We start from the raw sequence: 12,453 nt of genomic DNA, 5'->3' as shown, positions 1-12,453 counted from the left end.
ATTAAACGCCACACCATGCATTAAAACCACCATCGACAAAAACCGTCTCCCCTGTCACAAAGGCCGATGCATCGCTCAATAGATAGATTAAAGTTCCTTTTAACTCACGAGGGTCGCCCAAACGGTTATAGGGAGTTCCGTTAAGAATACGTTTGGTACGGTCGCTATACGTACCGTCTGGATTGATCAATAAGTTTTTGTTTTGTTTGGTTAAGAATACACCGGGAGCGATTGCATTGACACGAACTTGATCTCCGTAACGCTGTGCGAGTTCGGTGGCCATCCATTTTGTATACCCATCGATACCGTGTTTTGCTACTGTATAGCCCAAAACACGTGTAAAAGGACGACTGGCTGTAAGGGAAGATATATTGATGATGACACCTTTTCCGCTTTCAGCAATCACACGACCAATAATATGCGTAGGAATCATTGTACCATACAAATTAAGCTCTATTGCTTTAATAGTATCCTGAATATTGCTCGCAAATAAATCTTGATCGGCACCAATTGTTGCACCCGGAATGTTGCCTCCAACGGCATTTACTAAAGCGTCTATCCTACCCCACTTTTGCAAAACTTCATCTTTCGCCCGAGTGACATCCTGTTCGTTCATGATGTCAACTTCAACAAATATCGCTTCGCCACCAAGGGACTCTACCTGCTGGACACGCTCTGCTCCGATTTGTCCATTACGTCCAAGTATCGCGACTTTCGCTTCTGCCTCGGCCAAAGCCTCAACAAATGCTTCGCCTAAAATCCCTGTACCTCCCGTAATTACAACTACCTTATCTTTTAATGAAAATGGATTATTATGCATGTATTTTTATTTCAAATTGGTATTTATCCCCAATTTTATTGATAATAACCTTAATTACAAAAAAAAGTAATTGATTTAATTACGATAACGTTTTAGTTACGTCGCCTTCTTTATCCTCCCCTTCTGTCGTTTCATCATCAAACAGAATCCGTATAGAAGGTGTATAGGTATCGTTATGCTGACCGGTTTTATTTGCCCAGAAAAAAGCACATAGGAAAACCAAAGCCAACAAAACACTACAACCGATCAAAATATACATTATTTCCATAGCAACTAGAGTTTACGGCGTTTGGCATACCATCTCGTCATGAGACTTGTAAAGGAGATGATCGTTACCGTACTTATTGGCATTAGAATCGCGGCAAATAATGGCGACATAATACCTTGCACGGCAAAGCTCAACCCAATTACATTATATAAAAGAGATATACCAAAGCTCATATGTATTACTTTCACCGCATCTTTGCTAAAAGCAAAGAAATCCGGCATTTTCGAAAATGACTCCCCATCCAATATCGCATCACAGCCGGGAGAGAAGTTATTGATATCATCACTTACGGCGATGCCCAAGTCTGCTTTACGCAATGCCCCCGCATCATTAAGGCCATCACCAATCATGCAGACATGCTTTCCTGCTACCTGAAAATTTTGAATGGTTGCCAGTTTTTCCATTGGAGATTGATTAAAAAGCAAACTTGCATTCGAGGGAAAAATTAACTGTAGTGCATCCAGACGTCTATCGTTATCCCCTGAGATTAAATGAAGGTCGTATCCGACTTTAAAATCTTCAATCAAAGCCGAAAGACCATCGCGCCAGGATTGCTCCATGGTAAAATATCCTTTTAGCTCTTCACCTATACGAATAAAAACCACAGACCCGTCAGTTTTAATGTTACCGATATTCAAAAAATTAGCACTACCGATTTTAATTTCCTTGCCACTGACATTAGCCTGCATCCCCTTTCCCGGAAATTCCTTGAAATCCTGTATCGAAATAGCAGAAGAAACATTCAGCCACTTAACAATTTCACGGCTCAATGGATGGCTAGAGTTTCTACATACCGCATTCAGTAGCTTTTTGTCGGCTGCCGAAAGGCTACCTTCAAAATAAATTGAGGTTGCTTTAGGCGATGATATTGTACCGGTTTTATCGAATACGAGGGTATCAATCGTAGCCATTTGCTCAATAGCGGCCGTATTTTTCACATAAAACTTATTTCGATCAAAAATACTTAGCGCTGCAGAAAGGGTAAATGGAGAGCTCAACGCCAACGCACATGGACATGCGATAATCAATACCGCCGTAAAAGCTCCCCAAGCCCTACTTGCACTCCCATCAACAGCCCAAAATAAGGCAGCCAAAAGTGCAACAACCAATAAAACAACAGTAAAATATTTACTTATAAAGTTGACAAAAGTCTGAAAATGTTTGTCATAATCTTTATAGTTCTCATTATTCCATAATTTGGTCAAATAGGACTGTGAAATCGGTTTGACCACTTCAAGTTCTATCGCTTCCCCCGTCTGGCGTCCGCCGGCATAGATAATTTCGCCCAAGGTCTTACTGACCGGACTTGATTCTCCGGTTACAAAACTAAAATCTATCGCAGCATCACCTTTTAAAAGCATGGCATCGGCCGGTATAATTTCATTGTTGCGAACCAAGATACGGTCGCCTATATGAACGTCAGCTAATTGTACAGGTTTATCCCCCGATTCAGTCAATACTGTTACAGCCACCGGAAAATAACTCCGGTAATCCCGTTCAAATGAGATATGATAATAGGTACGTTGTTGTACCCATTTTCCGATCAATATAAAAAACACAAGACTACAGAGTGTATCCGTAAAACCAGCGCCTGTCTGTGTGATCACCTCAAACGCCGAACGCAAAAATAACACGAGGATTCCCAGAGCTAATGGCACATCCAGATTCAACCGCTTTTGTTTCAGACTCCAATAGGCCGATTTGAAATAATCCGACGCACAATACAATAAAACAGGGAGACCAAAGGCAAGGTTTATACAACCAAAGAAATTGGCATATTCCTTTTCAAAACTCCCCATTCCAAAATAATCAGGGAAACTGAATAACATAGAATTTCCAAAACAGAAACCGGCAACAGCAATTTTTGCAACCAAAGGATTTAGATTATTTCTATTCCCTTCCTTTACAACATCCTGCAAGGTGATTTTAGGGTCATAACCGATATTGACCAAAAGATAAACCAGGTCTTTCAATGGCAGCTCATTGTGATTGAATGTAATGCTCGCCTGTTTCTTCATAAAGTCCACGCGCGACTGCAGTACATTGGGATTGAGTTTATATAAATTTTCCAGCAACCAGATACAAGAGCTACAGTGAATAGCCGGAATATAAAAGGTGATGATGGTCATCTTATCATCTTTATAATCCACTAATTTACCGGCAATCTGTGGTTCATCCAGATAGGAAAAATCTTCTTGCTTGGATTTATTTGATTTACCCGGGTGCTGATTATAGCGATAATATTGCTGCATACCACTATCGTTCAGTACTTGGTAAACGGTCTGACACCCCAGACAGCAAAAATCATGATGATCAAGCTGATAGCCCGTTTCCTCAATTTTATCGCCGCAATGGAAACATTTTTCTGCAAGTTGTATTTCATCCCTTAGCTCTGCCATACCTTCGTGCTAAATTGCCTGACTAAATAATTGATTTTGTGCTTTTGAACGTAATAATCGCTGATCAAAGGCCATACAGATATTTCTTAAAAAAGAGCGTCCAATAGCAGTACATTGAATTAGGTCGCCGGTTATGGAGACTAAACCATCTGCAACAAGTTCAGACAATTCGTCGATAATCTGCTCATTCAACGGCGCACCTGTCGGCAACTGCACTTTACCTTTACACATCATATCGAGGATATAACGCCTTACAAGAAGATCCTCCTCGTTGAGTATATGTCCTTTTACAACGGGCAATACCCCAGCATCAATGAGTTTATGGTATTCTTCTACGGTCTTCACATTTTGAGCAAAAGCCCCCCAGGCATCGCTGATCGAAGAAACTCCGATACCGATTAACAAGGGACTAAATCGATCGGCATAGCCCATAAAATTGCGATGTAATCTTTCTTGTTGGAAAGCTACAAATAATTCGTCCTCTCTTTTCGCAAAATGATCCATACCGACATCTTCATAGCCATGAGCCAAAATCATTTTTTTCCCAAGGTTATATAAGGCGAGTTTGGCTGCGCCATGAGGTAGATCTGCTTCAGTATAATGCCGTTGACCGGGTTTTATCCAAGGCACGTGGGCATAGCTATAGAAAGAGATCCGGTCTGGACCGAGCAGCATCGCTTTTTGGATCGTATCTTCCACCGTAGCCAATGTCTGCTTAGGCAATCCATAGATCAAATCGAAGTTGATCGACTCAAATCCAATTTTCCGCGCATTCAGCATCACTTCTTTCACTTCCGCCGATGTTTGATGTCGGTTGATCACAAACTGCACAAGTGGATCAAAATCCTGTATTCCCAGGCTCAAGCGCCGAAACCCCAAGTCAAATAAGGTTTCTAAATGTGTGACGGTTGTATTAGCAGGGTGAGCTTCAAAAGAGAATGAACGATCAGGAGCCAGGTCTGCGTGTTTAAGGATCCCCTCAATCAGTACCTTCAAATTATCCGGATGGAAAAAGGTCGGAGTACCACCACCCAAATGTATTTCCGCCAATAAGGGTCTTTCTCCCTTAAATAAAGCGACATACATTTCCCATTCTTTCAAAAGAGCGGCAATATAAGGTTCTTCAACGCGATGGTTTTTTGTAATGCGCGTATTGCAACCACAATACGTACATAGGCTTTCACAAAAAGGAAGGTGTATATATAAGCTGATACCTTTTTCTTTCGACTGCTGGAAAGTTTGGTAGACTTGATTAGTCCAAGCTGCCCGGTAAAATGCTTCATTATCCCAAAAGGGAACAGTAGGATAGCTTGTATAGCGCGGTGCGGCAACATTATATTTTTGCACCAATTCTTCCATTGTAACCTGCGATGTAATCATTTTATTTTATTTTTTTAGCACAGTCGTTTAGACAACAACAAGCTTTACCCACACATTTTTCTAATCCCCATAAGTTGAGATTCCGGACGGTCTGCTCTGCCAGTCCTTTTGGACTCTGATCTTCAAATGGCGCATTGGCAATCTGAATATTCAGATCTCCAGCCTTTACCAGATCGATATGAGCAGTATCCTTACTGCGGGTCATAATCTTATTGATCCCTAACCCTTTTAAATTAAGTAGCATGCTCTCGTCCAACATATCGCTCACGGAAATAACTACCGCATCTTTTCCACGCGCGTAATTCTGTGTCTCCGCATTTAATCCATTTGAAATCAAAGTCAAATCATGTTGTTTGGCATTTGCCAATGCCCAAAACTCTTTTTCAAATGACCTTACATTATATACTACTACTTTCATTCTGATTCTACAATCACCAATTAAGGTTTATCCTAAGAACAAAAGTAAATCATGCATATGGGCAAAAAGATGATGTAGCACCACACCTTAAAATGATATTTATCACAATTCACAAAAACTTGCATGATTTCGCTAACATCAACAGCTGTAAAAGTCAACCGAAAGGTATTATATGGCCAATAATCGCGTACAACACGGTCACTGAAATCGAACTAGTTCAATAAAACGGCATAGCGAGCTCGCATTGATACTTTAATGAAAAGACACAAATCAGTAAACATAGACTATCAGAAAAAAGGCGTGTTCAGAAAAACTGAACACGCCTTTTTTATGTTGATTTTTAAATCTTCGCTACTGATCCCTACTGCTTCACATCCCGCAGGTTCTTGATAGAATTGATGTATATTTTTCCTTTTTCTTTCGAAATCAGTTTTTCTTCTTTAAAGTCGGAGAGCATACGGGAAACAGTTTCATTGGCTGTACCTGCAATTGAAGCCAGGCCGTCTCGTGTCACATCAATTGAGCATGCATCAGCCTCATTGATATTGACTCCACTTTTTTCAGCAACGCTAATCAATGCATTGGCGACACGCTTACGGACAGAATGATAGGCAAAACCCAGCAATTGCTCTTCTTTTTCACGTAAGTCGACAGAAAGGAGCTTAATAAATTTACTGGCTATTGCAGGCTTTTTCCATAACAGTTCCAAAAAACCATCCTTTGGAATCAACACAATTTCACTTTGTTCAACAGCTTCGGCGTAGTCTTCATAATTATCATTCAGCAAAATCGAGGCATAACCAAAGTAATTTCCTTTAATAAAAATCCCTGTAGACAGCTCACGTCCATCTTTATAGGACTTAAAGCTGCGTACCTGACCAGATTTTACAAAATAGACGTACGTTGGCGAATCATCTTTTTCATAAATGGACTGTTTTTTCTTCACTGTTTTCACACGTGAGTTGGCAATTAGCTCTTTTAGCAACAATACCTGCTCTTCTGCGCTCAAACTCAAATCTTCTTCCTGAGGAATATCTGCAGCCAGCTGTTCATGTCTTTTGAGACGAACATCTATTGCATTCATCAACTCGACATCATCAAAAGGTTTCGTCAAATAATCATCCGCTCCCATTTCCATTGCTTTACGCATGTCTGCGCGTTCCGCTTTGGCAGTCAGAAAAATGAACGGAATTTTGGCTGTACTCTCAATTTTGCTCAACATAAATAAGACCCCGTAACCATCCAATTCAGGCATCATGATATCACAGAGAATCAAATCAGGAATGTGTCTTGTCGCCAGGTCGACGCCAACGCGGCCATTTTCGGCTGTAATGACATCATACCTTCCTGTCAACTCCAATATTTCGGTAGTTCCTTCTCGGATATCGATATTATCTTCAATAATTAGAATTGTCTTTTTATTTCTCATCTGCAATTATTTATTCAGTTATGCGAATCTCCAAGTTCACCTTTATTTAAAGCTTACTCTGAATGAAGTTCCTTTATGTACTTCCGATTCAAATTCCATCTGCCCCGCCATCAATTCAATGTATCGTTTTACAATATTCAAACCCAATCCTGTACCAGGGATATTACCAGTATTATGTGCTCTAAAAAAAGGCTCAAACAAATGTACCTGATCTTCTTCGGGTATACCAATACCATTGTCTTTCACGGATATTAAGCAGCCTTCTTCATCGATACAGGTTGTGAATTCGATCAAGGTATCTTCCCCGGAATATTTGATCGCGTTGGAGATTAAGTTGACCAAAGCATTTTTCAACAAATTTGGATCTAAGGTGAAATGCCCGATTTCTCCGGTGTGTTGGTATACAATATGCTGATTTTTCTTACAGATCAATTGCATTTCTTCGGTGATCTCTTCTGCCAACTCAACGAGATTGATGTATTGCTTATTCATCACAACAATACCCGCTTCCAATTTTTCAAGTGACAGAAAGTCGTTCAGGATACTTGTGAGCAATTGAACTGCACTTTTAATTTTATTGGTGTGTTTAAGGATATTAGCCTTATCATCCGGTCGTTCGGAATACTTTTCAATCAGAGAAGCCGAAAGCTGAACCGAGCTTAAAGGTGTCCGGAACTCATGCGAGGCCATGGACACAAACCGTGATTTCAGCTGGTTAAGTTCAATTTCTTTTTCCAAAGACTTTGAGACTTCTGCTTTAGCTTTTTCAAGTTCAGATACCAGCGAGATCAGGTCGCGTGTACGCTCACTGACTTTATGTTCAAGTTCGGTTGCATGTTGCTTGAGCATATCCTCGGCAGCTTTCTCACGCGATAAATCGTGAATAAAGCCGGTAAAGATATTCTTATCTTTTAACCAAACTTCACTGACTGCCAAGCGGAATGGAAATGTTTCTCCATTTTTCTTTAAGCCCATCACTTCACGGCCGATTCCGATAATTTTCTTATGACCTGTGGTTTGGTAATTATGTAGATAACCATCGTGGTTGCCACGATCAGGTTCAGGCATTAACATGGAGATATTGTGTCCGATCACTTCCTCAGCCTGATAACCGAACAATTCCAAGGCAGCAGGGTTAATGCTTTCCACATTCCCCCTGTTGTCTATAGTAATTATTCCATCAATAGCGTGATCTATTATAGCAGCTAAAAGCCTTCCACCGTCCATGATTATTGCTTATTTTACCAGTTTCTTGTATTTAATACGGTGCGGTGTTACGTCACCAACGCGTTTTTTACGGTTTTCTTCATATTCAGTGTAGTTACCTTCAAAGAAATAAACCTGTGAATCCCCTTCAAAAGCAAGGATATGGGTACAGATACGATCCAGGAACCATCTATCATGGGAGATCACAACGGCACAACCACCGAAATTCTCCAAGCCTTCCTCCAGTGCCCGTAAGGTATTTACATCAATATCATTGGTCGGCTCATCGAGTAAGAGCACATTTGAGCCTTCTTTGAGTGTAATAGCCAAGTGAACACGGTTACGTTCTCCACCGGAAAGTACACCTACTTTCTTTTGTTGATCAGCACCGTTAAAATTAAATTTGGAAACGTAAGCTCTTGAGTTTACCGAGCGGTTACCCAGCATCATATTGTCGCTGCCACCCGTAATATTTTCCCAAACCGATTTTTCAGGATCGAGGTCGTGGTGCATTTGGTCTACGTAACCCAATTTTACTGTTTCTCCGACCTTGAACGAACCCGTGTCAGGTGTTTCCTGACCTGTAATCAGACGGAATAAGGTTGTTTTACCCGCACCGTTGGGGCCAATAATCCCTACGATACCCGCAGGCGGCAACATGAAACTCAAATTTTCAAACAAGATACGATCGCCATACGCTTTGGAAATATTCGTTGCCTCAATGACCGAATTACCTAAACGTGGTCCCGGTGGAATAAACAATTCCAATTTTTCTTCGCGTTCTTTCGTTTCCTCAGAAGCTAATTTTTCATAGTTATGCAAACGAGCTTTCGATTTGGCGTGGCGTGCTTTCGGTGCCATACGCACCCATTCCAGCTCACGTTCCAAGGTTTTTTGACGTTTGGTTTCCTGTTTCTCTTCCTGTGCCAAGCGTTTTGCTTTTTGATCTAACCAAGAAGAATAATTTCCCTTCCAAGGAATACCTTCGCCGCGGTCCAATTCAAGAATCCATCCGGCTACATTATCCAAGAAATAACGATCGTGGGTAACGGCAATAACGGTTCCTTTATATTGTTTTAAGTGTTGTTCTAACCAATCGATCGACTCGGCATCCAAGTGGTTGGTCGGTTCATCCAGAAGTAATACATCAGGTTCCTGCAACAATAAGCGACATAATGCTACACGTCTGCGCTCACCACCTGACAAATTGACAATCTTTGCATCTGGCTCGGGGCAACGTAAAGCATCCATTGCTCTTTCCAGTTTCGAATCGATTTCCCAAGCGTTAGTGGCATCAATGATATCCTGAAGTTCCCCTTGTCTTGCCAACAATTTGTCCATCTCATCGGCATTTTCATACACCTCCGGCAGGCCAAATTTTTCGTTGATTTCTTCGTATTCCTGTAAGATGGCTGTAATTTCAGCGACACCTTCCTGAACAACTTCAAGAACAGTCTTTTCAAGATCCAATTGAGGTTCTTGTGCTAAATAACCCACAGAGTAACCTGGGGAAAACACCACCTCGCCTTGGTAAGACTTATCCAATCCAGCGATAATTTTTAATAGGGAAGATTTACCTGATCCGTTTAAACCGATCACACCGATCTTCGCGCCATAGAAAAAAGATAAATAGATATTTTTTAACACTTGTTTTTGAGGCGGATAAATTTTGTTGACACCCGCCATCGAAAAAATGATCTTCTCGTCTGACATAAAATTTAAAAAAATTCGAAAACTCTTATTATATTAACATACAAATGTAATCTTTTATACTGACATTTTGGACGTATAACGGTCATGGCTTAATTGTTGATGACATTATTTAAAATAATTTTAAGGTTTGAAATGCAGAATTTACTACATTTATATATCCTTAATATAAAACAGAAAGGTATTCAATGGAAGCAAAATTTTCACCGCGCGTAAAGGATGTCATATCGTACAGTAGAGAGGAAGCTTTAAGATTGCGTCACGATTATATAGGAACAGAGCATTTATTGCTCGGATTGATTCGTGAAGGCGATGGAATGGCGATAAAGATCCTTAAAAACATAGGCATTGACACGACAGCCCTACGTCAATCTGTGGAGGACGCAGTGAAGGGGGCATCGGTTTCACGCGCTCCTATTGGCAATATGCCATTAACAAAACAGGCTGAAAAAGTTTTGAAGATCACTTATTTGGAAGCTAAAATATTCAAATCGGACATCATCGGAACGGAGCATTTATTATTGGCTATCTTACGAGATGAAGATAATATTGCTTCTCAGATTTTACAACAATACAATGTGACTTACGACATCTTCAAATCTGAAGTTGAGCAAAATAGAACGACCATCAAGGATGAGGCTCCGGGCTCTCCCACAGGCGACGATGATTTTGCGGAAGATGATCAATATATCCAACCTAAAAAAGTTTCGGATATCAAATCCAAAACTCCGGTATTGGACAACTTTGGCCGTGATTTGACCAAAGCTGCCGAAGAGGGTAAATTGGATCCTATTGTGGGTCGCGAAAAAGAAATTGAGCGTGTATCTCAAATTTTATCCCGACGCAAGAAGAACAATCCTTTGTTGATCGGTGAACCGGGAGTTGGTAAATCAGCTATTGCGGAGGGACTTGCTCTTCGTATTGTCCAACGCAAGGTCTCACGTGTACTATTCAATAAGCGTGTAGTCACATTGGATCTGGCTTCATTGGTTGCCGGTACAAAATACCGCGGTCAATTTGAAGAACGTATGAAAGCGGTCATGAATGAACTGGAGAAATCACCGGATGTCATCTTATTTATCGATGAGATTCACACCATCGTTGGTGCAGGTGGCGCTTCAGGATCGTTAGATGCTTCCAATATGTTCAAACCAGCCTTGGCAAGAGGAGAAATCCAATGTATTGGTGCAACCACATTAGACGAATATCGTCAATACATTGAAAAAGATGGTGCTTTGGACCGTCGTTTCCAACGTGTAACGATTGAGCCGGCAACACATGATGAAACGGTTGAGATATTAAATCGTATCAAGGAGAAATATGAGGATCACCACAATGTGACCTACACTCCCGAAGCGATTGAAGCCTGTGTGTCGTTAACAACACGTTATATTACAGACAGATTCTTACCAGATAAGGCTATTGATGCTTTGGATGAAGCAGGCTCTCGCGTGCACTTAAACAATATCCATGTACCGCAGTCCATTATTGACATTGAAAATAAAATTGAAGAGGTCAAATTGGAAAAGAACAAGGTCGTTCGTAGTCAAAAATACGAAGAGGCTGCCAAATTGCGTGATACGGAGAAAAAATTGATCGAAGAGCTCGAGAAAGAAAAAATCGCTTGGGAAGAAGAGACAAAGTCTAAACGCTATACTGTTTCAGAAGAAAATGTTGCTGAAGTAGTGGCCATGATGACAGGTATTCCAGTACAACGTGTTAGTCAAACTGACAGTCAAAAACTGTTGAATATGGCTGAGTTGATGAAGGGAAGAATCATTGGTCAAGATGACGCTGTAGGTAAATTGGTGAAAGCTATTCAACGTACACGTGCGGGCTTGAAGGATCCAAAAAAACCAATCGGGTCATTTATCTTCTTGGGTCCTACTGGGGTCGGTAAAACAGAGCTGGCTAAAGAATTAGCGCGATTCATGTTCGACACTGAAGATGCCTTGATCCAAATTGACATGAGTGAATACATGGAGAAATTTGCGGTATCTCGTTTGGTAGGAGCGCCTCCAGGATATGTTGGTTATGAAGAAGGTGGACAACTAACGGAGAAAGTACGTCGTAAACCTTACGCCGTTGTCTTATTGGATGAGATTGAGAAAGCGCATCCGGATGTATTCAATCTGTTGCTACAGGTATTGGACGAAGGTCAATTGACAGATAGTTTGGGACGTAAAGTAGATTTCCGAAATACCATTATCATTATGACTTCTAATATTGGCGCACGCCAATTGAAAGAATTTGGTCAAGGTGTTGGTTTCACCACAGCAGCAAAATCACAACAATCTGATGCGCATTCACGTGGAGTTATTGAAACCGCTTTGAAAAGAGCTTTTGCTCCAGAATTTTTGAATCGTATTGATGATGTAATCGTCTTCAATTCATTGACAAAAGAAAATATCTTCAAAATCATTGATATTGAATTGAAATCTTTGTTCAAGCGAATCGCAGATTTGGGATATACAATCAACTTGACGGATGAGGCAAAAGATTTCATTGCAGACAAAGGTTACGACAGTAATTTTGGTGCGCGTCCATTAAAACGAGCAATCCAGAAATATTTGGAAGATCCGATTGCAGAAGAAATTCTGAAGGGAAATGTGCAAACTGGTTCAGTTTTGACCGTGAGCATTAATCCTGAAACCAAAGATATTGAGGTTTCTAGCTCAGATCCGAAGTCTTCAAAAGACACAGCTGAGAAGTAAACATGAGCTGTATCCAAAAATAATTTTAATAAAATGCACCTTTATGGTGCATTTTTTGTTGTTAAGAAAGTTGACGTTAAACTTTCGCACTATTTTATCGTCCTATAAT

At 40.6% G+C, this 12,453-nt stretch carries 9 protein-coding genes; 1 reads left to right on the top strand and 8 read right to left on the bottom strand.

The features are described from left to right. Window position 1 precedes the first annotated feature (1 nt). From ACLCDV_RS07740 to ettA, 8 genes are all read right to left on the bottom strand, one after another. On the bottom strand, window positions 2–820 hold the full coding sequence (locus tag ACLCDV_RS07740) for an SDR family oxidoreductase (protein WP_317667789.1): 819 nt from the start codon (window positions 818–820) through the stop codon (window positions 2–4). Between the two features lie 79 nt (window positions 821–899). Continuing rightward, window positions 900–1,088, bottom strand: a complete 189-nt coding sequence (ccoS, locus tag ACLCDV_RS07735) for a cbb3-type cytochrome oxidase assembly protein CcoS (RefSeq protein WP_075991720.1) — start codon at window positions 1,086–1,088, stop codon at window positions 900–902. A 5-nt stretch (window positions 1,089–1,093) separates the two neighbouring features. Then, on the bottom strand, window positions 1,094–3,487 hold the full coding sequence (locus ACLCDV_RS07730; RefSeq protein ID WP_411973337.1) for a heavy metal translocating P-type ATPase: 2,394 nt from the start codon (window positions 3,485–3,487) through the stop codon (window positions 1,094–1,096). A 9-nt stretch (window positions 3,488–3,496) separates the two neighbouring features. Beyond that, on the bottom strand, window positions 3,497–4,867 hold the full coding sequence (gene hemN, locus ACLCDV_RS07725) for an oxygen-independent coproporphyrinogen III oxidase (RefSeq protein ID WP_411973336.1): 1,371 nt from the start codon (window positions 4,865–4,867) through the stop codon (window positions 3,497–3,499). Window position 4,868: 1 nt separating this feature from the next. Continuing rightward, the gene (locus ACLCDV_RS07720; RefSeq protein ID WP_070567181.1) at window positions 4,869–5,285 is read right to left on the bottom strand and encodes a lactate dehydrogenase; all 417 of its coding nucleotides are present in this window, start codon (window positions 5,283–5,285) and stop codon (window positions 4,869–4,871) included. Window positions 5,286–5,646: 361 nt separating this feature from the next. Then, entirely contained in the window at window positions 5,647–6,714 is a 1,068-nt protein-coding gene (locus ACLCDV_RS07715) for a response regulator (protein ID WP_317667792.1), read from the bottom strand. A 42-nt stretch (window positions 6,715–6,756) separates the two neighbouring features. Next, on the bottom strand, window positions 6,757–7,941 hold the full coding sequence (locus tag ACLCDV_RS07710) for a PAS domain-containing sensor histidine kinase (protein ID WP_317667793.1): 1,185 nt from the start codon (window positions 7,939–7,941) through the stop codon (window positions 6,757–6,759). Between the two features lie 9 nt (window positions 7,942–7,950). Next, window positions 7,951–9,633: an energy-dependent translational throttle protein EttA gene (gene ettA / locus ACLCDV_RS07705; protein WP_046672222.1), complete on the bottom strand. Its 1,683-nt coding sequence runs from the start codon at window positions 9,631–9,633 to the stop codon at window positions 7,951–7,953. A 185-nt stretch (window positions 9,634–9,818) separates the two neighbouring features. Here ettA and ACLCDV_RS07700 point away from each other — a divergent pair, with 185 nt between their 5' ends. Next, window positions 9,819–12,344: an ATP-dependent Clp protease ATP-binding subunit gene (locus ACLCDV_RS07700; RefSeq protein ID WP_317667794.1), complete on the top strand. Its 2,526-nt coding sequence runs from the start codon at window positions 9,819–9,821 to the stop codon at window positions 12,342–12,344. Window positions 12,345–12,453 lie beyond the last annotated feature (109 nt).

This window comes from Sphingobacterium sp. Lzh-3 (genome assembly GCF_046764375.1).
In the GTDB taxonomy this organism is placed as follows: domain Bacteria; phylum Bacteroidota; class Bacteroidia; order Sphingobacteriales; family Sphingobacteriaceae; genus Sphingobacterium.
The sequence above is the reverse complement of the archived record's forward strand: the minus strand, read 5'-3'. Positions and strand labels throughout refer to the sequence as shown.

Excerpts from the sequence above, each read along its gene's own strand:
- ccoS (WP_075991720.1), bottom strand. The coding sequence starts at position 1,088 with ATGGAAATAATGTATATTTTGATCGGTTGTAGTGTTTTGTTGGCTTTG.
- ACLCDV_RS07715 (WP_317667792.1), bottom strand. The coding sequence starts at position 6,714 with ATGAGAAATAAAAAGACAATTCTAATTATTGAAGATAATATCGATATC.
- ACLCDV_RS07700 (WP_317667794.1), top strand. The coding sequence starts at position 9,819 with ATGGAAGCAAAATTTTCACCGCGCGTAAAGGATGTCATATCGTACAGT.
- ettA (WP_046672222.1), bottom strand. The coding sequence starts at position 9,633 with ATGTCAGACGAGAAGATCATTTTTTCGATGGCGGGTGTCAACAAAATT.
- hemN (WP_411973336.1), bottom strand. The coding sequence starts at position 4,867 with ATGATTACATCGCAGGTTACAATGGAAGAATTGGTGCAAAAATATAAT.
- ACLCDV_RS07740 (WP_317667789.1), bottom strand. The coding sequence starts at position 820 with ATGCATAATAATCCATTTTCATTAAAAGATAAGGTAGTTGTAATTACG.
- ACLCDV_RS07730 (WP_411973337.1), bottom strand. The coding sequence starts at position 3,487 with ATGGCAGAGCTAAGGGATGAAATACAACTTGCAGAAAAATGTTTCCAT.
- ACLCDV_RS07720 (WP_070567181.1), bottom strand. The coding sequence starts at position 5,285 with ATGAAAGTAGTAGTATATAATGTAAGGTCATTTGAAAAAGAGTTTTGG.
- ACLCDV_RS07710 (WP_317667793.1), bottom strand. The coding sequence starts at position 7,941 with ATGGACGGTGGAAGGCTTTTAGCTGCTATAATAGATCACGCTATTGAT.